This is a genomic window from Streptomyces sp. cg35, from assembly GCF_050410835.1.
Classification (GTDB): domain Bacteria; phylum Actinomycetota; class Actinomycetes; order Streptomycetales; family Streptomycetaceae; genus Streptomyces.
Genome location: NZ_CP191268.1, coordinates 3,069,483 through 3,090,961, shown reverse-complemented (window position 1 = coordinate 3,090,961; position 21,479 = coordinate 3,069,483). Strand labels below are relative to the sequence as shown.

The window sequence follows — 21,479 nt, the reverse complement described above, 5'->3', positions numbered from 1 at the left end:
CCGCCAGTGTGCCGCAGAGTTGGCAGTAAATCGAGGGTCAGTGACAGTCCTGCCACTGCCGGGCGGGGCCCGGCGGCGGGAGAGTGGAGGACATGAACACAGCGATGAACTACCTCACCGTCCTCTTCGTCTTCCTCCTCCTCGCCGCCCCGTCCCTGTACGGGATCGCACACGACCGCCGCATCGACCGGCAGCTCCGGCAGGCGCGACGGGACGCCGAACAGGCCTCCCACCGCGCCGAGTTCACCCGGGCCGCCTAGAACTCCTCGTCGAAACCGACCGAGCCCTCGACCGCGACCTGGTACGCCGAGGGCCGCCGCTCGAAGAAGTTGGTCAGCTCCTGGACACCCTGCAGCTCCATGAAGGAGAAGGGGTTCTCGGAGCCGTAGACGGGCGCGAAGCCGAGGCGCTGCAGGCGCTGGTCGGCGACGCACTCCAGGTACTGCCGCATCGACTCGGTGTTCATGCCCGGCAGCCCGTCCCCGCACAGGTCGCGCCCGAACTGCAGCTCGGCGTCGACCGCCTCCCGCAGCATGTCGGTGACCTGCTGCTCCAGTGCGTCGTCGAACAGGTCCGGCTCCTCCTTGCGGACCGTGTCGACCACGTCGAAGGCGAAGCTCATGTGCATCGTCTCGTCGCGGAACACCCAGTTGGTGCCGGTCGCCAGGCCGTGCAGCAGGCCGCGCGAGCGGAACCAGTAGACGTAGGCGAAGGCGCCGTAGAAGAAGAGCCCCTCGATGCACGCCGCGAAGCAGATCAGGTTGAGGAGGAAGCGGCGCCGGTCCGCCTTGGTCTCCAGGCGGTCCAGCTTCTCGACCGAGTCCATCCACTTGAAGCAGAACTCGGCCTTCTCGCGGATGGACGGGATGTTCTCCACCGCCGCGAACGCCGCCGCCCGGTCGTCCGGATCGGGCAGATAGGTGTCGAGCAGCGTCAGATAGAACTGGACGTGCACGGCCTCCTCGAACAGCTGACGGCTCAGGTACAGCCGCGCCTCGGGGGAGTTGATGTGCTTGTAGAGCGTCAGGACCAGGTTGTTCGCCACGATCGAGTCGCCCGTCGCGAAGAACGCGACCAGCCGGCCGATCATGTGCTGCTCACCCGGGCTGAGCTTCGCGAGGTCGGCGACGTCCGAGTGGAGGTCGACCTCCTCGACGGTCCAGGTGTTCTTGATGGCGTCCCGGTAGCGCTCGTAGAAGTCCGGGTAGCGCATGGGACGCAGGGTCAGTTCGAAGCCCGGGTCGAGCAGGTTCTTCTCGGCAGTGGTGTCGGACATTACTGGCAGGCCTCGCAGGACTCGGGGTTTTCCAGGGAGCAGGCGACCGCGTCCGCCTCGACGACGGGCGTGGCGGTCTGCGCGGGGACGCTGGAGCGGCCCGCCGCGCGGGCGATGCGCGTCGCGGGGCGCGAGCGCAGGTAGTACGTCGTCTTCAGGCCCGACTTCCAGGCGTACGCGTACATCGAGGAGAGCTTGCCGATGGTCGGGGTCTCCATGAACAGGTTCAGGGACTGGGCCTGGTCGAGGTACGGGGTGCGCGCCGCCGCCATGTCGATGAGGCCGCGCTGCGGGATCTCCCACGCCGTGCGGTACAGCGCCCGCACCTCCTCGGGCACCCACGTGAAGCCCTGCACCGAGCCGTTGGACTCGCGCAGCGCCTCGCGGGTCTGCGCGTCCCACACGCCGAGCCGCTTCAGCTCGTCCACCAGGTACGAGTTGACCTGGAGGAACTCGCCGGACAGCGTCTCGCGCTTGAACAGGTTGGAGACCTGCGGCTCGATGCACTCGTAGACACCCGCGATGGACGCGATGGTGGCCGTCGGGGCGATCGCGAGCAGCAGCGAGTTGCGCATGCCGACCGCGGCGATACGTTCCCGCAGCGCGGCCCAGCGCTCCGGCCAGGTGAACTCGACGCCGTAGTGGTCGGGGTGCAGGACACCGCGCGCGGTCCGGGTCTTCTGCCAGGCGGGCAGCGGCCCGTTGCGCTCGGCGAGGTCGGCGGACGCCTCGTACGCGGCGAGCATGATGCGCTCGGCGATCCGCGTGGACAGCGCCCTGGCCTCGGGCGAGTCGAAGGGCAGCTTCAGCTTGAAGAAGACGTCCTGCAGGCCCATCGCGCCCAGACCCACCGGACGCCAGCGGGAGTTGGAGCGGCCCGCCTGCTCGGTCGGGTAGAAGTTGATGTCGACGACCCGGTCGAGGAACGTGACGGCCGTGCGGACGGTCTCGTCGAGCCGCTCCCAGTCGATGTCCCCGGTCGCCGTGTCCACGAAGGAACCCAGGTTCACGGAGCCGAGGTTGCAGACGGCCGTCTCCCCGTCGTCCGTCACCTCCAGGATCTCGGTGCACAGGTTCGAGGAGTGGACCGTGTGGCCGGGCTCCGCGGTCTGGTTGGCGGTCCGGTTGGCGGCGTCCTTGAAGGTCAGCCAGCCGTTGCCGGTCTGCGCGAGCGTGCGCATCATGCGGCCGTACAGGTCCCGTGCGGGGATGGTCTTCTGGGCCTTCCCCTCGGCCTCGGCCTTCCGGTACGCGGCGTCGAACTCCGCGCCCCACAGGTCGACCAGCTCGGGCACGTCGGCCGGCGAGAACAGCGACCAGGTGCCGCCCTCGTTGACCCGGCGCATGAACTCGTCGGGGATCCAGTGCGCGAGGTTCAGGTTGTGGGTGCGGCGCGCGTCCTCACCGGTGTTGTCGCGCAGCTCCAGGAACTCCTCGATGTCGGAGTGCCACGTCTCCAGGTAGACGGCGGCGGCGCCCTTGCGGCGCCCGCCCTGGTTCACGGCGGCGACCGACGCGTCCAGCGTCTTCAGGAACGGCACGATGCCGTTGGAGTGCCCGTTCGTGCCGCGGATCAGCGAACCCCGGCTGCGGATGCGGGAGTACGAGAGGCCGATGCCGCCCGCGTGCTTCGACAGCCGGGCCACCTGGTGGTAGCGGTCGTAGATCGAGTCCAGCTCGTCCAGCGGGGAGTCCAGCAGGTAACAGCTCGACATCTGCGGGTGCCGGGTGCCGGAGTTGAAGAGGGTGGGGGAGGAGGGCAGGTAGTCGAGGCGGCTCATCAGGCCGTACAGCGCGGCGACCTCGTCGACGGCGCGGGCGCTGTCGTCCTCGGCGAGACCGGCGGCGACGCGGAGCATGAAGTGCTGCGGGGTCTCGACGACCTGGCGGGTGATCGGGTGGCGCAGCAGGTAGCGGCTGTGCAGGGTGCGCAGGCCGAAGTAGCCGAAGCGGTCGTCCCCGGCCGGGTCGATCAGCGCGTTCAGCCGGGCGGCGTGGATCCGCACGAACTCGGCGGTGCGGTCGGCGACGAGCCCCTCGCGGTGGCCGACCGCGACCGACTCGGTGAACGAGGTCACGCCCTGCGAGGCGGCCTCGGCGGCGATGGAGAGCGTCAGGAGCCGGGCGGCCAGCCGGGAGTAGACGGGGTCCTCGGAGATGAGCCCCGCCGCTGCCTCGGTGGCGAGTCCGCGCAGCTCGGCCTCGTCGGCGCGGGCACTGCGGCCGCGCAGCGCGGCGGCTGCGACCCGGCCGGGGTCGGCGTCGGGGAGGTCGGCGGTCAGCTCGGTCAGGGTGCGCAGCAGCGCGGTCCCCGGAGCGTCGTCCGGTGCGGCTGAGACCGGTTCGGCGGGCGGCGCGATGGTCACGTGGAGGCTCTCCCTCGCTCGGCTCGGGGCCTGCGGGGAGGGAGTGGCTCGGGCGCACGGAGGCGCCGTCGTCACCGGCCCATTCCGCGAGGCCCGGACGTCGTCGACGCCCGGGCCGGACGGCTCGGGCGTGCTGTCGACAGGTCATCGGACTCACGCGGACGCTTATGTGCGCTTACGTTCACCGTTGCGGGACAGTTCCGGATTTGCACCGGATTCCCCTGCGGCGACAGCGAGAGTGAGCATACATCTTGTGTCAGGCTTTCGCGGCAGGCCCACATCTTGTGTCGGATAGGGTGACGGCGATCTACGGGCGGGCGATCTTGGGGAGGGCTCGATGCGCGCGTGGCAGGGGACGGCCGTGGTGCCGCTGGTGACGGTGCTTCTGGCGGGGTGCGGCGGGGGAGCGGCGGACCGGGCCGCGGCCGGGCCGTCGTCGTCCGCCTCTTCGAAGACGTCCGCGAGTCCGAAGACGTCCGCGAGCCCGACGGCGCCGAGCCCCGAGGTGGTCCGGCCCACCGGCCCCGCGACCGCCCCGGGCCGGGACGCCGTCGCCGCGCCCCGGCAGGTCTTCACCGCCGAGCAGTTGAAGAAGGCGCTGCTGCCCGACGCCGCGTTCGGTACGGGGCTGGAGCGCGGGGAGACCCAGGCGGGCCCGTACGAGAGCACCCACGACCAGCGCAGCGGCCGCTGGTCGTACTGCCTGGACGCGGCCGGGGAGAAGGACCCGGCCTGGCTGGGCCCGGCGGCGTACCGGGGCGCCATGGCGCTGGCCCGCACCCAGTGGGTGGACCGTGCGACCCGGCCGCCGGAGGGGCACCTCGTGGCGACGCAGATGATCGTGTCGCTGCCCGTCGCCGAGGCCCGCGACCATCAGCGCGTCGAGCAGGACATCCTGCGGCACTGCCGGGAGTTCGCCTCCGACATGGAGGCGGGCTCGGCGACCGAGCGGTACGGGACCGTGCCGCTCAAGGGCCTGGGCGACGAGGCGTTCCTGGAGGTCCAGGACGTGATGTACGAGGGCGGGACGACCACCCGGTACCGCGCCCATGTGCGGGTCGGCGGAGTGCTCGTGCTCCTCCTCGGCGAGGAGGGCGCGGGCCGCGACGAGACCGTCCGCTGGGCCGCCCACCTCGCGCGCGAGGTGGGCGGGACGCTGTACGGGGCCGGCGCGTGAGCACCGGCCCCGGCGCCGGTGCTACCCGGCCGCGGGCCGCTTCAGGAGCGTGTTCACGAAGTCCTCGGTGAAGTTGCGCGGGCCCGTGCCCAGGGCGACCCGGCCGCGGTGCTCGGTGCGGGCGGCCACCAGGGGCGACTCCGAGTAGTAAGCGCGCGGGTAGTCGGAGTCGTAGGGGACGAACACCGTCTTGCCGCGGGTGAGTTCGCTCGCGCACTCCACGACGACCGTGCCCTCGGCGGCGGTCACGAACGACTCGTCGGCGCACACCCCGACGGCCAGCGGGTCGTGCAGGGGGCTGCCCCCGGTCTCCTCGTACGCGCCGAGGTAGAAGCGCATCAGGCGCGCGGTCAGCTCCATGCCCTCGCCCGCCTCCTCCAGAGTCTTGAGCTCGTCGGGCCCGAACCGCCAGCCGTGCGTCGCGTCGAGCCCGACCATCGTGTACGGGATGCCCGACGACACGACCAGGTCCGCCGCGTCCGGGTCCGTCCACGCGTTGAACTCGGCGACCGGCGTGATGTTCCCGGGCACCTCGGCCGCCCCGCCCATGAAGACCAGCCGCTTCACGCGCCGGGCGAAGTCCGGGTCCTCGCTCAGGGCGAGCGCCACATTGGTGAGCGGGCCCGTCGCGCACACCGTCAGCTCCCCCTCGTACGCGCGCGAGAGCCTCAGCAGGGCCTGCGCGGAGGACTCGGGGTGCTCCGGCGCGGTCGAGTCCGGCAGCTGCTCCGTACCGAGTCCCGCGGAGCCGTGGAACTCGCCGGCGGCCGCGTACGGCAGGCGGGTCAGCGGGCGGCCGGCGCCCCGGTGCACCGTCACGTCGCCGTCGATGCCGAACACCCGGGCGAGGGCCCGGCCGTTGCGGAAGGTCTGCCCGGCGGGCACGTTGCCGCCGACGGTCGTGTAGGCCTTGAGGTCCCACAGCCCCGTGCCGAGCAGGTACTGCAGTGCGACGGCGTCGTCGATTCCGGGATCGCTGTCGAGCACGATGGGGGCGGCCATGGTTCCTCCGGGGCAGATGGTGCGTTGTATCGATCACCGTAATGCGACGGGCCCCTCCGTGAAGGAGGGGCCCGTCGTCGGCGGGGGAGGCGATTCCTAGTGGCCGGAGGCCCCGACGGTGGGCAGGTCGACCTGCACGCCCTTGTCGCCGGCGTCCGCGGTGTAGTCCTCGGGGGACGTCTCGTCGACGCCCTCCGGGGCCTTCACGGCCTTCAGGACGAAGGTGAGGACCACGGTCACGATCACGTTCAGCACGAACGCGGTCAGACCGATGTAGCCGATCTCCCCGATGCCCGGGATCTCCTTCGAGGAGCCGCCGAAGTGCTTCTGCGTCGGCGAGGCCACCCCGTACGCGGCGAGGGTGCCGTAGACCATGCCGACCGCCCAGCCGGCGAGCAGCGCCCACCGGTGGAACCAGCGGGTGAACAGGCCGCCCACCAGCGCGGGCATGGTCTGCAGGATCCAGATGCCGCCGAGGAGCTGGAAGTTGATGGCGACGGTCTTGTCCATGGTCAGGACGAAGGCCAGCGCGCCGACCTTCACCAGCAGCGACACCAGCTTGGAGACCTTGGTCTCCTGCTGGGGCGTCGCGTCCGGCTTGAGGAAGTCCTTGTAGATGTTGCGGGTGAAGAGGTTCGCGGCGGCGATGGACATGATGGCCGCCGGGACCAGCGCGCCGATGCCGATGGCGGCGAAGGCCACACCCGCGAACCAGTCCGGGAACATGTCCTCGAACAGCTGCGGAATCGCCAACTGCCCGTTCTGCACCTTGATCCCGGCCGCGATCGCCATGAACCCGAGCAACGCGAGCAGGCCCAGCATGAGCGAGTACAGCGGCAGGATCGTGGTGTTGCGCCGGATGACCTCGCGGCTCTTGGACGACAGGGTCGCCGTGATCGAGTGCGGGTACATGAACAGCGCGAGGGCCGAGCCGAGCGCGAGCGTCGCGTACGTCCAGGTGCCCTGCGAGCCGGGCGCGAGCGCCCCGACGGGCTTCTCGGTCGCGGGGTTGATCGCCTCGAACTTCTTGCCCGCGGCGGCGAAGATGTCGTCGAACCCGCCCAGCTTGATCGGGATGTAGATGATGGCGACCGCGATCACGATGTAGATCAGCGTGTCCTTGACGAACGCGATCAGCGCGGGGGCCCGCAGACCCGACGAGTACGTGTACGCGGCCAGCACGCCGAAGGCGATGAGCAGCGGCAGGTCCTTGATGAACCAGTTGGTGTTCTCGCCGCCGCCGACGCCCATCACGTCCAGGACGGCCTGGATGCCGACCAGTTGGAGCGCGATGTACGGCATGGTGGCGAGGATGCCGGTGATCGCGACGGCCAGCGAGAGGCCCTTGGAACCGAACCGGCCGCGCACGAAGTCCGACGTGGTCACGTACCCGTGCTTGTGCGAGACCGACCACAGGCGGGGCAGGAAAGTGAAGATCAGGGGGTAGACGAGGATCGTGTACGGCACCGCGAAGAAGCCGGACGCGCCCGCCGCGTAGATCGCCGCGGGGACGGCCACGAAGGTGTACGCCGTGTAGAGGTCGCCGCCCAGCAGGAACCAGGTGATCCAGGTGCCGAACGACCGGCCGCCCAGGCCCCATTCGTCGAGCGAGTCGTTCTCGGACCGGCGCCAGCGCGCGGCCAGGAAGCCCATGACCGTGACGGCCAGGAAGAAGATGATGAAGACGGTGAGCGCGACACCGTTGACGCCGTCGTTCATCCCTGGCTCCCGGTGGCCTTGCGGGCGCGCTGGTCACGCTGCCACAGCTTGTACGCGGTCATCGTGAGCGCCGTCGAGATGAGCACCCAGAGCATCTGGTACCAGTAGAAGAACGGGATGCCGATGAAGGTCGGGTCGATCTTGGCGTAGGAGCTGACCCAGAGCATCGCCACGAACGGCGCGGCCAGGCACAGCGCGATGACTACGCGCACCGGTGTCACCACCGGTCTCCTCACTTCAGGCGCATCGGACATGTCGCGGCTCCGTCCCCTCGCTGGTCGCACTTATCTCGTGCTTAACGTGCGGGAAATCTAGGCGAGAGTCTTGATCTATGGAACCCCTGTCCGGATAACGGACGAGCTCTTTACCCTCAACAGCAGCGGAACCCGCGCCCCGGGTCCTTTTCCTGGCGGTCCGTCCGCATGCGCTCGAACTCGCGCCGCGAGGCCACGGAGGCACCCGGGTGCGCGGAGCGCGCGTGCGCGACATAGCGCTCGTACGCCGATTCGTCCGTCAACTCACGTACGTACCAGCGCACATGTCTAACCACCCGAAGCAGCACCGATGCCGGCATCGCGCGCCTCCTTCATCTCCGCCTTCTCCTGCCGGCTGGGGACGAGCCCGGCCGGTGCGATCAGCGTGGACTCGACGTACGGTGCCTCGCTGAGTTTCGACGATTCCGGATCCCGTACGTGCCTCAGGCACACCCGTGCCGCGTCCACGATCACCACGACGACGAGCACGGCGAGCGCGGCCGAAAGGACGCCGTCCACCGTGGAGTTGGTGACGACGGTGTGCATGTCGTCCATGGTCCGGGCGGGCGGCAGGACCTTCCCCGCGTCGATGGCGTCCTGGTAGTCCGAGCGCTGCTGGAAGAACCCGACGCGCGGATCGCCGGAGAAGACCTTCTGCCAGCTCGCGGTCAGGGTGACGGTGGCGTCCCAGGCGAGCGGGATCCCGGTGATCCAGGCCCACTTGAGCCGCCCGGACTTCACCAGCAGCGTGGTGCAGACGGTCAGCGCCACCGCGGCGAGCAGCTGGTTGGCGATGCCGAAGATCGGGAAGAGCTGGTTGATCCCGCCGAGCGGTTCGTGCACGCCGACCCAGAGGAAGTAGCCCCACAGGGCGACCACGAGGGCGCTGGTGAGCAGCAGGCCGGGCTTCCAGCTCACGTTCTTGAACGGCCTGTACACGTTGCCGAGCATGTCCTGGAGCATGAAGCGGCCCACGCGTGTCCCGGCGTCGAGCGCGGTCAGGATGAACAGCGCCTCGAACATGATCGCGAAGTGGTACCAGAAGGCGCGCAGTCCGTCCCCGGTCACCTTCGAGAAGATCTCTGAGACGCCGACGGCGAGGGTCGGCGCACCGCCCGTACGGGACAGCAGGCTCGACTCCTCGACCTGCTGGGCCGCCCGCGCCAGCTCCGCAGGTGAGATCGAGTAGCCCAGGTTCGCCACGGCCTGCGACGCGGACTGCACGGTGTCGCCGATGACGCCGGCCGGGGCGTTCATGGCGAAGTAGAGCCCCGGGTCGATGATCGAGGCCGCGACGAGCGCCATCACGGCCACGGACGACTCCATCAGCATGGAGCCGTAGCCGATCATCCGGACCTGCGTCTCCTTCTGGATCATCTTCGGCGTCGTGCCGGACGCGATGAGCGCGTGGAACCCGGAGAGCGCGCCGCACGCGATGGTGATGAAGACGAACGGGAACAGCGACCCCGCGAACACCGGCCCGTCCCCGCGCGAGGCGAAGCCGGTGACGGAGTCCATCTTCAGTGTCGGCAGCGTGACGACGACCCCGACGGCCAGCAGCGCGATCGTGCCCAGCTTCATGAAGGTCGACAGGTAGTCGCGCGGCGCGAGCAGCATCCACACCGGCAGCACCGAGGCGACGAAGCCGTACGCCACCAGCCAGATCACCAGCGTCGACGGCGCGAGCGTGAAGGTGTCCGCGAAGGACGACTCGGCGACCCAGCGCCCCGCGACGAGCGCGAACAGCAGCAACGCGACGCCGATCAGGGAGACTTCGCTCACCCGCCCGGGCCGCAGCACCCGCAGGTAGAACCCCATGAACAGCGCGATCGGGATCGTCATCGCGATGGAGAAGGTGCCCCAGGGGGACGCGGCCAGCGCGTTCACGATCACCAGCGCGAGCACCCCGAGCAGGATGATCATGATGGCGAACGCGGCGAGCAGCGCGGCGGCCCCGCCGAACGGGCCGATCTCCTCGCGCGCCATCTGCCCCAGCGAACGCCCGTCGCGCCGGGTGGAGAAGAACAGCACGACCATGTCCTGGACCGCGCCCGCGAAGATGACGCCGACGATGATCCAGATCGTCCCCGGCAGATACCCCATCTGCGCGGCGAGCACGGGTCCGACGAGCGGTCCGGCCCCGGCGATGGCGGCGAAGTGGTGGCCGAGCAGCACGCGCCGGTCGGTCGGGTGGAAGTCGATGCCGTTGTTCAGCCGCTCCGCGGGCGTGGCCCGGCGAGCGTCCACCCGCAGCACCTTGTGCGCGATGAACTTCGCGTAGAAGCGGTAGCCGATGGCGTACGAGCCGAGGGCGGCGGCCACCATCCACGCGGCGGAGATCTCCTCGCCGCGGGAGAGGGCGAGCACGGACCAGCCGGCCGCGCCGACGAGCGCGACAAGGGTCCACAGGGCGATGGTGCGCGGAGAGCGGCGAGATCCGGTACGCACGTGTGCGTCCTCCCGTCCATGCGACGACGGGAGGACCGTAGGGCAGAAAGGTGAGCCGCGCTACACCGCGTGCGGAGCCGTTCAGTCCATGGGCCGCTTGAGGCGCGCCACGAACTTGTAGCGGTCGCCCCGGTACACCGAGCGCACCCACTCCACCGGCTGGCCCGAGCCGTCGATGGAGTGGCGGGAGAGCATCAGCATCGGCAGGCCCACGTCGGTGCCGAGCAGGCCGGCCTCGCGCGGTGTGGCCAGCGATGTCTCGATGGTCTCCTCGGCCTCGGCGAGGTGGACGTCGTAGACCTCGGCCAGCGCCGTGTAGAGGGACGTGTACTTGACGAGCGACCTGCGCAGCGCCGGGAAGCGCTTGGCCGAGAGGTGCGTCGTCTCGATGGCCATCGGCTCGCCGCTGGCCAGCCGCAGCCGCTCGATGCGCAACACGCGTCCACCTGCGGAGATGTCGAGGAGCCCGGCGAGCGTGTCGTCGGCGGTGACGTACCCGATGTCGAGCAGCTGCGAGGTCGGCTCCAGGCCTTGCGCCCTCATGTCCTCGGTGTACGAGGTGAGTTGGAGGGCCTGTGACACCTTGGGCTTGGCGACGAAGGTGCCCTTGCCCTGGATGCGCTCCAGCCGGCCCTCGACGACCAGCTCCTGCAGGGCCTGGCGGACGGTGGTGCGGGAGGTGTCGAACTCGGCGGCGAGCGTGCGCTCCGGCGGCACCGGCGTGCCGGGCGGCAGGGTCTCCGTCATGTCGAGGAGGTGCTTCTTCAGGCGGTAGTACTTGGGCACGCGTGCGGTACGGACGGGCGCCCCGCTCTCGTTCTCCGCACTGCTGACGTCGGTGCTCATGCTCCGCCTTCCCGGCTCCGGTGCCGATGCGACCGGCGTACCCGTCGGTCACGGCTCACATCGTGGCACGGCTCGCTGCGGGGGACTCCCCGCACGCTCCGTGATCCCTCCTTATACCGTCCGGTGACCGTCTGGTCTAGTCCACGCTGCCGGGCGGTGGGAGCGGTCCCTCATTTCCGCTCAACACCCGTGCCGCGATGGGCGGGTGTCGTTCCGATAACGGACGCACGGACCTTTCTCGGCCACTCTTGACACGCTTATTGGTCTGGGCCAAGCTCCCGGTACTGGTCTACACCATTAGTGGCCAGGTCCCAGTCCCATCAGCCGTATCCGCGTACGTATGTTGCGTACTCGCCGTATGTCATCGCTGTGGGTGGGGGGTTCAGGCATCCCTGAGGAGGGTGACATGAAGCGCAAGCTCATTGCGGCCGTCGGCGTCGCGGCGATGATGTCCGCGGTCGCGGCCTGTGGGGGCGACGACGGTGACAGCGGCAGCAAGGCGGGCCCGGACAGCTTCAAGGGCCAGACCCTGACGGTCTGGGCCATGGACGGCTCGACGCCGCCGAACTGGACCAAGGACCTCACGGCCGCCTTCGAGAAGAAGACCGGCGCCAAGCTGAAGTTCGAGACCCAGAAGTGGGACGGCATCCAGCAGAAGATCACGACCGCGCTGTCGGAGTCGACCCCGCCGGACGTCATCGAGGTCGGCAACACCCAGACCCCCGCCTACGCGGCCACCGGCGGCCTCGCCGACCTGAGCGACCTCAAGGAGGAGATCGGTTCGGACTGGACCGAGTCCGTCTCCAAGTCCTCGGTCTACGAGGGCAAGCAGTACGCCGCGCCGTGGTACTTCGCCAACCGCGTCGTCGTCTACAACAAGAAGGTCTGGGCCGACGCCGGGATCAAGGACACCCCGAAGACGCGCGACGAGTTCTACAAGGACCTCGAGGCCATCGGCAAGAAGACCAAGGCCGAGCCGATCTACCTGCCCGGTCAGAACTGGTACTTCTTCGACGGCCTGACCATCGGCCAGGGTGCCGACCTGGTGAAGAAGGAAGGCGACAAGTACGTCTCCAACCTGGGCGACCCGAAGGTCACCAAGGCCATGGAGATCTACAAGAAGTACGCCTCCTACTCCAAGGCCCCCAAGGACAAGGACGAGGCCACCCCGCAGCAGGCCGAGGTCTTCGCCAAGGGCAACGTCGGCGCCTTCATCGGCATGGGCTGGGAGGGCGGCACCGCCATCGCGGCCAACAAGAAGGTCGAGAAGGACATCGGCTACTTCACCATCCCGGGTGAGACGGCCGACAAGCCCGAGGGCGTCTTCCTCGGCGGCTCGAACCTCGCCGTCGCCGCGGGCAGCAAGAAGCAGGAGCTGGCCAAGGAGTTCCTGAAGCTGGCGCTGTCCGACAAGTTCGAGGGCGGGCTCGCCAAGGAGAGCGGTGTCATCCCGAACAAGACGTCGCTCGAGTCCAACCTCAAGGGCAACGCCGTCGCCGAGGCCGCCGCTCCGGGCGCCGCGGTGGGTGGCACCACCCCGCTGATCCCCGAGTGGGCCGCGGTGGAGAACACCCCGAACCCGATCAAGAGCTACATGACCGCGGTGCTCAACGGCAAGTCGCCGGAGGAAGCCGCCAAGTCCGTCGAGGGCGAGATCAACAAGCGCCTCGCGCAGAAGAACTGATCACCCTCGGCCGGGGGCGCCCCTGACGGGGTGCCCCCGGCACAGGCGTGTCGACCGTACGGCCACGGAAGAGATGGCGAGTCATGTCAGTGCAGACTGAAGGCACGGACACGGCCGGGGTGACCGGTGTCCGCAAGACCGAGGCGCCGCCCCCGCGCAGGCCGGAGGGATCCGGCGAGAAACGACGCAAGGGCGCGCCCGCCCCCTACCTCCTGCTGCTGCCCGCCCTGGTGGCCACGATCGTCCTGCTGGGCTGGCCCCTGGTGAAGAACGGCATGCTGTCGTTCCAGAACCTCAATCCGCGCCAGCTGATCCTCCACCTGACCGAGTGGAACGGGGTCGAGAACTACAAAGAGGTCCTGGGCAGTTCGGACTTCTGGCGGGTCGTCCTCCGCTCGGTGATCTTCACCGCGGTCAACGTGGTGCTGATCATGCTGCTCGGCACCCTGGTGGGCCTGCTGCTCGCCCGGCTCGGCAAGAAGATGCGCCTGCTGCTGCTGTTCGGCCTGGTGCTCGCGTGGGCCATGCCGGTGCTCGCCGCGACCACCGTCTTCCAGTGGCTGTTCGCCCAGCGCTTCGGTGTCATCAACTCCGTGCTGGACTCGCTCGGCTGGCACTCCATGGCGGACCACAACTGGCTCGCCACCCAGCTGTCCACCTTCTCGGTGGTCACGCTCCTCATCGTCTGGCAGTCGATCCCGTTCGTGGCGATCAACCTGTACGCCGCCACGACCACCATCCCCAAGGAGCTGTACGAGGCCGCTTCGCTGGACGGTGCCGGCACGTGGAAGTCGTTCACCTCGGTGACCTTCCCGTTCCTCAAGCCGTTCCTGCTGGCCACGACGTTCCTCGAGGTCATCTGGGTCTTCAAGGCGTTCCCGCAGATCTTCGCGATGAACGAGGGCGGTCCTGACCGCCTCACCGAGACCCTGCCCATCTACGCCTTCGTCGAGGGCTTCGGCAACCAGCACTTCGGCATGGGCTCCGCCATCGCGTTCCTGACGATCCTGGTGCTGCTCGCGCTCACCTCGTACTACCTGCGTCTGGTGCTCAAGCAAGAGGAGGACGAGCTGTGAGGCGCTCACTCGTCGGACGGATCTGGCCGGGGACGGTCGCCGTCGCCCTGTTCGTCGTCTTCGCCTTCCCCGTCTACTGGATGTTCGCCACGGCCTTCAAGCCGACGAACGACATCGTCACGGACAGTCCGGTCTGGATCCCGACGAACGTCACGCTCGACCACTTCGACAAGGCGATCCACGCCGACCACTTCTGGACCCTGGTGGGCAACTCGCTCACCGTGACGATCCTCTCGGTGGTCTTCTCCCTGATCATCGCGCTGTTCGCGTCCTTCGCCCTGGCCCGCATGCGGTTCAAGGGACGGCGCGGCTTCATCATCGTCTTCATGATCGCGCAGATGGCCCCCTGGGAGGTCATGGTCATCGCGATCTACATGCTGGTCCGCGACAACGACATGCTGGACAGCCTGGTCCCGCTCACCGTCTTCTACATGATGATGGTGCTGCCCTTCACGATCCTGACGCTGCGCGGCTACGTCGCCGCGGTGCCCAAGGAGCTGGAGGAGTCCGCGATGGTCGACGGCTGCACCCGGCCGCAGGCCTTCATCAAGGTGATCTTCCCGCTGCTCGCGCCCGGCCTGATGGCCACCTCGCTGTTCGGCTTCATCACCGCCTGGAACGAGTTCCCGCTCGTCCTGATCCTCAACAAGGCCGTCGAGAAGCAGACGCTGCCGCTGTGGATCTCCCAGTTCCGCACCGCCTTCGGTGACGACTGGGGTGCGACGATGGCGGCGTCCTCGCTCTTCGCGATCCCGATCCTCATCCTCTTCGTCTTCCTGCAGCGCAAGGCCGTCAGCGGCCTCACCTCCGGCGCCGTGAAGGGATAACGCCACCTGATGACCACTCTCACCAGCGGCACCGACACGCTCACCCGCGACGCGCTGACCGTCCTGCAGCCGGGCTTCACCGGCACCACCGCCCCCGACTGGCTGCTGCGCCGCCTCGGTGAGGGCCTCGCGTCGGTCGGACTCTTCGGCCGCAACATCCAGACCGCCGAGCAAGTGGCCGCCCTGACCGCCCAGTTGAAGGCGGAACGCGGTGACCTCCTCGTCGCCATCGACGAGGAGAGCGGCGACGTCACCCGCCTCGAGGTCCGTACGGGCTCCTCGTTCCCCGGCAACCACGCCCTCGGCGCCGTCGACGACGTGGACCTCACCCGTGCCGTCGCCCACGAGCTCGGCCGCCGCCTCGCCGAGTGCGGCGTCAACCTCAACTGGGCGCCGTCCGCCGACGTCAACGCCAACCCCGACAACCCGGTCATCGGCGTCCGTTCCTTCGGCGCCGACACCTCGCTCGTGGCCCGGCACACCGCCGCGTACGTGGAGGGCATGCAGGCCGCCGGCGTCGCCGCCTGCACCAAGCACTTCCCCGGGCACGGCGACACGGGCGTCGACTCGCACCACGACATGCCGCTCATCGACGTCGGCCTCGACGTGCTGCACGCCCGCGACCTCGCCCCGTTCCGCGCGGCGATCGCGGCGGGCAGCCGGGCCGTGATGAGCGCCCACATCCTGGTCCCGGCCCTGGACCCGGACCGCCCGGCGACCCTGTCCCGCCGCATCCTCACGGGTCTGCTCCGCGAGGAACTCGGCTACGACGGCCTCATCGTCACCGACGGCATGGAGATGCAGGCCATCTCCTCGACGTACGGCATCGAGCGCGGCAGCGTGCTCGCCATCGCCGCCGGGGCCGACGCCATCTGCGTGGGCGGCGGCCTCTCCGACGAGGAGACGGTGAACCGGCTGCGGGACGCCCTCGTCACCGCCGTACGCACCGGCGAACTGCCCGAGGAACGGCTCGCGGACGCCGCCGCCCGGGTGCGTGCCCTGGCGGAGTGGACCGCGGCGGCGGGCCGGGCCGAGCGGTCGGCGGGCGCGTCGGGGGGCGCGTCCGGCACCGAGGTCGGCCTGGTCGCGGCCCGTCGCGCGGTCACCGTGACCCGCGACGGCTACGCCCCGCCGGTGCTGGACCCCGTGCACGTCGCGGCCTTCTCGCCGGTCGCCAACATCGCGGTCGGCGACGAGACCCCCTGGGGTGTCGCCGCCGAACTCGAGCGGCTCCTGCCCGGCACCACCACCGGCTCCTACACGGGCCCGGACGCGGGCGCGGCCGCACTGGCCGCGGCGGGCGAACAGCGCATCGTCGCCGTGGTCCGCGACGAGCACCGTCACGCGTGGATGGCCGGGGCCCTGGACACCCTGCTCGCCGCGCGCCCGGACACGGTGGTCGTGGAGATGGGCGTGCCGCAGGCCCCGCCGCGGGGCGCGCTGCACATCGCCACGCACGGCGCGGCACGGGTGTGCGGGATCGCCGCCGCGGAGGTCATCGTCGCCGGCTAGCGGCCCGGGACACAGAGAAGGTGCCGGTCACCCCGCTCGGGGTGACCGGCACCTTCTCTGTGTCCGACGCAGTGGTCCGGGCCGGCTTACACGCCTGGCTTACAGGCCCTGCCACTCCGGCTTGTTCACGTACGTGTGCCGGAAGTAGTCCGCGAGCTTCAGCTTGGACGCCGCCGCCTCGTCGACGACGACCGTCGCGTGCGGGTGCAGCTGCAGCGCCGACGCCGGCACGACCGAGGCGACCGGCCCCTCGACGGTCGCCGCCACGGCGTCCGCCTTGCCCTCGCCGGTGGCCAGCAGCACCAGGTGCCGGGCCTCCAGGATCGTGCCGATGCCCTGCGTGATGACGTGCCGCGGCACCTGGCTCAGGTCACCGTCGAAGAACCGCGCGTTGTCCGTGATGGTCTGCTCGGTCAGCGTCTTGATCCGGGTCCGGGAGGCGATCGACGAGCACGGCTCGTTGAACCCGATGTGCCCGTCGGTGCCGATGCCGAGCAGCTGCAGGTCGACGCCGCCCGCCTCGGCGAGCGCCTTGTCGTACGCCACGCACGCCGCCTGCACGTCGTCCGCGCTGCCGTCCGGGCCCATGAAGGAACCCTCGTCGAGCCCGAGCGGCTCCACGACCTCGCGCAGCACGGTCGCCCGGTACGACTCGGGGTGCCCGGTCGGCAGCCCCACGTACTCGTCGAGCTGGGCGATGCGGGCCTTCGACGCATCGACCTCACCGGCGCGCACCTTGGCCGTCAGCGCCTCGTAGATGGGCAGCGGGGTCGAGCCGGTGGCCACGCCGAGCAACGCGTCGGGCTTGCGCCGCAGCAGCTGGGCCATGGCCTCGGCGATCAGCTCGCCACCTGCCTTGGCGTCCGGAACGATCACAACTTCCACGCTGGGCCTGCCGTTCTGGTCGGAGGAGACTGAGGGGAATGTGGTATAGACCAATCTAGCAGAGCGAACCCCAGCCGGTCAGGCCCCGCGCGGGCCCCATTGCGTCCATGCTCGGCGCTGCGCCGGTGCTCGGCATGTCGAGGGGCCGGGCGTCGGGGAACGGCGGGGGCCCGGTCGCCCGGCACCCGCGCCGCACCCCGGGGCCGCTCCGCTGGGCGGGCCGGACGGCGGGCGTTCACAGTGGAAGGTGCCGAAGGCGCCCGGACCACGTGGCCCGGGGGCCCGCGCCCACCCACAGGAGGTGCCCGCATGTCCGCCACGCCAGACACCCCACCCCCACAGGACCGGCCGTCGGATACTTTGTCGCGGGAGCCGGAGGGGGAGCGGCCCGGGCGGATCATGTCCCGCGAGATCCGCGAACAGCCCGACGTGCTGCGCCGCCTCCTCGACACCGGCGCCCCGCGCATCCGGGAGGTCGCCCGTCAGGTCGCCGCCCGCGGCCCCCGCTTCGTCCTGCTCGCCGCCCGCGGCACCTCGGACAACGCCGCTCTCTACGCCAAGTACCTCCTCGAGATCCGGCTCGGCCTGCCCTGCGGCCTCACCTCCATGTCCACCACGACGGCCTACGGAGCCCGGCCCGATCTGCGCGACGTCCTCGTGATCATCGTCAGCCAGTCCGGTGGTTCGCCCGACCTGGTCGCCTCGACGAAGGCCGCCCGCCGGGCCGGCGCGATCACCCTCGCCGTGACCAACAACCCGGACTCCCCGCTCGCCGCCGTCTGCGAGCACCACATCGACGTCCTCGCCGGACCGGAGAAGGCGCTCCCCGCGACCAAGACGTACACCGCCGCGCTGCTCGCGCTGTACCTCTTCGTCGAAGGGCTGCGCGGCGGCGACGGGTCGGCCGCCGCCGTGCTGCCCGGTCTCGCCGCCGACCTGATCGCCCGCGAGGACGAGGTCCGCACCCTCGCCGCCCGCTACCGCTTCGCCGACCGCATGGTGATCACCTCCCGCGGCTACGGCTATCCGACCGCCAAGGAAGCGGCCCTGAAGCTCATGGAGACCAGCTACATCCCGGCTCTCTCGTACTCCGGCGCCGATCTGCTGCACGGCCCGCTCGCCATGGTCGACAACGTCTCCCCGGTCATCGCCGTGGTGACCGACGGCCCGGGCGGGCTCGCGCTCCAGCCGGTGCTCGACCGGCTGCGCGGGCGCGGCGCCGACCTGGTGGTGATCGGCCCCGAGGCGCAGGTGGCTCAGGCCTCCGCCGGGTTCGTCCTGCCGACCGCAGGGGTGCCGGAGGAGCTGCAGCCGGTGCTGGAGATCCTGCCGCTGCAACGCCTCGCGTACGAGGTGACCATCGCCCGGGGTCAGGACCCGGACGCGCCGCGGGCCCTCGCGAAGGTCACGGAGACGCGGTAGCGGGGCCCCACGCCCGCCCTCGTTTTCTAGCGGGCGCTATAGAATTCGCCCCATGGCGACCAAGCAGCGCGGACGGCCCCGCTCCTTCGACCGGGATGCCGCCCTGGAGAAGGCCATGCGGGCCTTCTGGGAACACGGGTACGAGGCGACCTCGGTCTCCGACCTGACCCGCGAGATGGGCATCGGCGCCCCCAGTCTGTACGCCGCCTTCGGTGACAAGCGGTCGTTGTTCGAGGAGGTCGTGCGGGTCTACGCCGTCACGCACGGCTCCCGGCCCGGCCGCGCCCTGACCGAGGAGCCCACGGCCCGCGGCGCCGTCGAGCGACTGCTGCGGGAGGCGGCCGACGAGTTCACCGACCCGTCCCATCCGCACGGCTGCCTCGTGATCCACGCCGCGGCGAACTGCGCGACCCCCGAGGTCGAGCAGGCCCTGCGCAAGCAGCGCGGCGCCAGCCTCGGCGCCATCGAGGACCGGCTGCGCCGGGGGGTGGCCGCCGGCGAGCTGCCGGAGCACACCGACGCGGCGGCGCTCGCCCGCTTCGTGGGAGCCGTCTTCCAGGGCATGTCCCAGCAGTCGCGGGACGGCGCGAGCAGGGCCGAGCTGGAGTCGATCGCCGGCCTCGCGATGGCCGCCTGGCCGGGCGGTGAACCGACGCGCCCCGGCACCCGTGAGTGAGGACGGGCGCCCCCGCGGGCTCGGAGGAAACGACGACAACAAACCTCTGCCGACGCATAGACATGGGAGAATGGTCTAGTCCACAATGCGTAATGAAGACCTCCGCCCTCCCCGCACAGGAGGACGGACAGAGGTTCCGCGCTCTCTGCCCTGACTGCGGCGGATCCTCGATCGGCACCCGGGAACCGCACACCTGGAAGCCGATGCACCTGAAGGGCTGCGGTGCCAGGGAAAGGGTTGAGGGTCCCGACCCCCGGCGCCGCGGCCCGTCGGTCTTTTCAGGAGCCTCCCGACTTTTCGGGCCCGTTCGGCCGCCGGGTACGCTCGGCTCGTGCCCTCCATGAACGATCTCGTACGCCAGCACACCGCCCTCGGTGACTCCGACCTCGAGTGGCTCCACCTGCTGGTCTCGGAGTGGCAGTTGCTCTCCGACCTCTCCTTCGCCGACCTCGTGCTGTGGGTGCCCACCCGCGACGGCACGCGCTACGTCTCCGTGGCGCAGATGCGTCCGAACACCGGGCCCACGTCCTACCAGGACGACATGGTCGGACATCTGGTGCCGCGCGGCCGCCGCCCCATGCTGGACGCCGCGCTCGACGAGGGCCGCATCGTGCGCGAGGGCGACCCCGAGTGGCGCGAAGAGGTCCCGGTGCGGGTCGAGTCCATCCCCGTACGCAGGGAGGGCCGGGTCCTCGGTGTCATCGCCCGCAACACGAACCTGCTGACCGTCCGCACGCCGTCCCGCCTGGAGCTGACCTATCTGCAGTCGGCCTCCGACCTGGCGCAGATGATCGCGGCCGGCTCCTTCCCGTTCCCGGGGCAGCAGGTGGACATGGACGCCTCCCCGCGCGTGGGCGACGGACTGATCCGGCTCGACGCCGACGGTGTCGTCCAGTACGCGTCGCCGAACGCCCTGTCCGCGTACCACCGGTTGGGCTTCTCGGCCGATCTGGTCGGACACCACCTGGGCCGGACCACGGCCGAACTGGCCCCGTCCCGCGGCCCGGTGGACGAGGCGCTCGCCAAGGTGGCCAGCGGGTGGGCGCCGCGCGAGTTCGAGATCGAGGGCGAGGAAGGGTCGATCCAGCTGCGCGCGATCCCGCTCAAGCCCAAGGGCGCGCGCATCGGATCACTGGTCCTGCTGCGGGACGTCACCGAACTGCGGCGCCGCGAGCGGGAGTTGATCACCAAGGACGCGACCATCCGGGAGATCCACCACCGGGTGAAGAACAATCTGCAGACCGTGGCCGCGCTGCTCCGGCTCCAGGCCCGGCGCATCGAGTCGGACCGGGGGCGCGAAGCGCTGGAGGAAGCCGTCCGGCGCGTCGGTTCCATCGCGATCGTGCACGAAACCCTCTCCCAGAACCTTGACGAGCGCGTGGAGTTCGACGAGATCGCCGACCGGGTGCTGGCCATGGTCGCCGAGATCTCGCCGGGCCAGGTGACCGGGCGGCGCACCGGCCGCTTCGGAATCCTGGACGCCGAGGTGGCGACCCCGCTGTCGATGGTCCTGACCGAAGTCCTGCAGAACGCGCTGGAGCACGGCTTCCGCCAGGGCGACACCGGCACCGTCGAGGTCTCGGCCGTGCGCGGCGGCACCAGCAAGGACGCCCGCCTGCTGATCACCGTCCAGGACGACGGCGTCGGTCTGCCCGAGAACTTCGACCCGAAGCGGGCCGGCAATCTGGGGCTGCAGATCGTACGCACGTTGGTGGAGGGCGAGTTGGGCGGAACGTTCGACATGGTTCCCGCACCCGAGCGCGGCACCCAGGTGGTCCTCGACATCCCGGTACGCACCCAGAAGTAGCTCCACCACATCCGCACATGTGACCCCGCCCGCAGATGTGGAGATGCTGCACAGAAGCAAACAGCAGTGAGCCCCGGACCGTTGAACGGTCCGGGGCTCACTGCTCGCGTTGCTCGGGTCATGTCCCGGGCTGAGCCTGGGGGAGCATCGGGGGTACTGCGCGCTGCGGCTCGGGGGCGGGAGATGCGTACTCGCTGTACGCGCCGCCGGGCTCAGGCTCGTGAGGGGTGGGGAATCAGGCGGAGGCCTGACGGGCCCGGTTGCGAGCGGCGCGGCGCTTCATCGCGCGGCGCTCGTCCTCGCTGAGGCCACCCCAGACGCCGGAGTCCTGGCCGGACTCGAGCGCCCACTGCAGGCACTGCTCCATGACGGGGCAGCGGCGGCAGACGGCCTTGGCTTCCTCGATCTGCAGCAGCGCAGGACCAGTGTTGCCGATGGGGAAGAAGAGCTCGGGGTCTTCTTCGCGGCAAACGGCGTTGTGACGCCAGTCCATGGCTGCTAC

19 protein-coding genes and 1 riboswitch are annotated in these 21,479 nt (G+C 70.1%); of the genes, 9 read left to right on the top strand and 10 right to left on the bottom strand.

From position 1 onward, the window contains the following. Positions 1–92 precede the first annotated feature (92 nt). Entirely contained in the window at positions 93–260 is a 168-nt protein-coding gene (locus ACQUQD_RS14090) for a hypothetical protein (RefSeq protein WP_428952403.1), read from the top strand. Here the strand turns inward: ACQUQD_RS14090 and ACQUQD_RS14085 are convergent. Continuing rightward, a complete protein-coding gene (locus ACQUQD_RS14085) occupies positions 257–1,276 on the bottom strand; it encodes a ribonucleotide-diphosphate reductase subunit beta (protein ID WP_428952402.1) in 1,020 nt (339 codons plus the stop codon). The two genes, ACQUQD_RS14090 and ACQUQD_RS14085, sit on opposite strands and share 4 nt — an antisense overlap. Continuing rightward, a complete protein-coding gene (locus tag ACQUQD_RS14080; RefSeq protein ID WP_428952401.1) occupies positions 1,276–3,642 on the bottom strand; it encodes a ribonucleoside-diphosphate reductase subunit alpha in 2,367 nt (788 codons plus the stop codon). Before ACQUQD_RS14080 ends, ACQUQD_RS14085 begins: the two co-directional genes overlap by 1 nt. Before the next feature lie 121 nt (positions 3,643–3,763). Next, positions 3,764–3,894, bottom strand: a riboswitch (cobalamin riboswitch). A gap of 85 nt (positions 3,895–3,979) precedes the next feature. Here ACQUQD_RS14080 and ACQUQD_RS14075 point away from each other — a divergent pair. Beyond that, complete coding sequence (locus tag ACQUQD_RS14075) at positions 3,980–4,819, top strand: hypothetical protein (RefSeq protein WP_428952400.1); 840 nt, start codon at positions 3,980–3,982, stop codon at positions 4,817–4,819. A 21-nt stretch (positions 4,820–4,840) separates the two neighbouring features. Here the strand turns inward: ACQUQD_RS14075 and ACQUQD_RS14070 are convergent, their stop codons facing one another. From ACQUQD_RS14070 to ACQUQD_RS14045, 6 genes are all read right to left on the bottom strand, one after another. Continuing rightward, positions 4,841–5,821: a nucleoside hydrolase gene (locus tag ACQUQD_RS14070; protein ID WP_428952399.1), complete on the bottom strand. Its 981-nt coding sequence runs from the start codon at positions 5,819–5,821 to the stop codon at positions 4,841–4,843. Positions 5,822–5,917: 96 nt separating this feature from the next. After that, entirely contained in the window at positions 5,918–7,540 is a 1,623-nt protein-coding gene (gene mctP / locus ACQUQD_RS14065) for a monocarboxylate uptake permease MctP (RefSeq protein ID WP_428952398.1), read from the bottom strand. Next, positions 7,537–7,794, bottom strand: coding sequence for a DUF3311 domain-containing protein (locus tag ACQUQD_RS14060; RefSeq protein WP_428952397.1), 258 nt, complete (start codon positions 7,792–7,794; stop codon positions 7,537–7,539). Before ACQUQD_RS14060 ends, mctP begins: the two co-directional genes overlap by 4 nt. 116 nt (positions 7,795–7,910) lie before the next feature. Beyond that, positions 7,911–8,114 (bottom strand): YbdD/YjiX family protein, encoded by a 204-nt coding sequence (locus ACQUQD_RS14055; protein ID WP_428952396.1) that lies wholly within the window; start codon positions 8,112–8,114, stop codon positions 7,911–7,913. After that, positions 8,083–10,242, bottom strand: coding sequence for a carbon starvation CstA family protein (locus tag ACQUQD_RS14050; protein WP_428952395.1), 2,160 nt, complete (start codon positions 10,240–10,242; stop codon positions 8,083–8,085). Before ACQUQD_RS14050 ends, ACQUQD_RS14055 begins: the two co-directional genes overlap by 32 nt. A gap of 81 nt (positions 10,243–10,323) precedes the next feature. Further along, complete coding sequence (locus ACQUQD_RS14045) at positions 10,324–11,088, bottom strand: GntR family transcriptional regulator (RefSeq protein WP_428952394.1); 765 nt, start codon at positions 11,086–11,088, stop codon at positions 10,324–10,326. Between the two features lie 406 nt (positions 11,089–11,494). Between ACQUQD_RS14045 and ACQUQD_RS14040 the strand changes: the two genes are divergently transcribed. The 4 genes from ACQUQD_RS14040 (at position 11,495) to ACQUQD_RS14025 (ending at position 16,187) form a co-directional block, all read left to right on the top strand. Continuing rightward, the gene (locus tag ACQUQD_RS14040; RefSeq protein ID WP_428952393.1) at positions 11,495–12,772 is read left to right on the top strand and encodes an extracellular solute-binding protein; all 1,278 of its coding nucleotides are present in this window, start codon (positions 11,495–11,497) and stop codon (positions 12,770–12,772) included. A gap of 83 nt (positions 12,773–12,855) precedes the next feature. Further along, positions 12,856–13,848: a carbohydrate ABC transporter permease gene (locus tag ACQUQD_RS14035; protein ID WP_428952392.1), complete on the top strand. Its 993-nt coding sequence runs from the start codon at positions 12,856–12,858 to the stop codon at positions 13,846–13,848. Beyond that, complete coding sequence (locus ACQUQD_RS14030; RefSeq protein ID WP_428952391.1) at positions 13,845–14,675, top strand: carbohydrate ABC transporter permease; 831 nt, start codon at positions 13,845–13,847, stop codon at positions 14,673–14,675. Before ACQUQD_RS14035 ends, ACQUQD_RS14030 begins: the two co-directional genes overlap by 4 nt. Positions 14,676–14,684: 9 nt before the next feature. Next, a complete protein-coding gene (locus tag ACQUQD_RS14025) occupies positions 14,685–16,187 on the top strand; it encodes a glycoside hydrolase family 3 protein (protein ID WP_428952390.1) in 1,503 nt (500 codons plus the stop codon). A 99-nt stretch (positions 16,188–16,286) separates the two neighbouring features. On the opposite strand, the gene nagB is transcribed toward ACQUQD_RS14025, so the two are convergent. Next, positions 16,287–17,072, bottom strand: a complete 786-nt coding sequence (gene nagB, locus ACQUQD_RS14020) for a glucosamine-6-phosphate deaminase (RefSeq protein ID WP_428952389.1) — start codon at positions 17,070–17,072, stop codon at positions 16,287–16,289. A gap of 309 nt (positions 17,073–17,381) precedes the next feature. Between nagB and ACQUQD_RS14015 the strand changes: the two genes are divergently transcribed. The 3 genes from ACQUQD_RS14015 (at position 17,382) to ACQUQD_RS14005 (ending at position 20,977) form a co-directional block, all read left to right on the top strand. Continuing rightward, positions 17,382–18,494, top strand: coding sequence for an SIS domain-containing protein (locus ACQUQD_RS14015; RefSeq protein WP_428952388.1), 1,113 nt, complete (start codon positions 17,382–17,384; stop codon positions 18,492–18,494). A gap of 52 nt (positions 18,495–18,546) precedes the next feature. Further along, a complete protein-coding gene (locus ACQUQD_RS14010) occupies positions 18,547–19,170 on the top strand; it encodes a TetR/AcrR family transcriptional regulator (protein ID WP_428952387.1) in 624 nt (207 codons plus the stop codon). Positions 19,171–19,510: 340 nt separating this feature from the next. Then, the gene (locus tag ACQUQD_RS14005) at positions 19,511–20,977 is read left to right on the top strand and encodes a sensor histidine kinase (protein ID WP_428957555.1); all 1,467 of its coding nucleotides are present in this window, start codon (positions 19,511–19,513) and stop codon (positions 20,975–20,977) included. A 235-nt stretch (positions 20,978–21,212) separates the two neighbouring features. Here the strand turns inward: ACQUQD_RS14005 and ACQUQD_RS14000 are convergent, their stop codons facing one another. Next, a complete protein-coding gene (locus tag ACQUQD_RS14000) occupies positions 21,213–21,470 on the bottom strand; it encodes a WhiB family transcriptional regulator (protein WP_016639615.1) in 258 nt (85 codons plus the stop codon). Between the last annotated feature and the right edge of the window lie 9 nt (positions 21,471–21,479).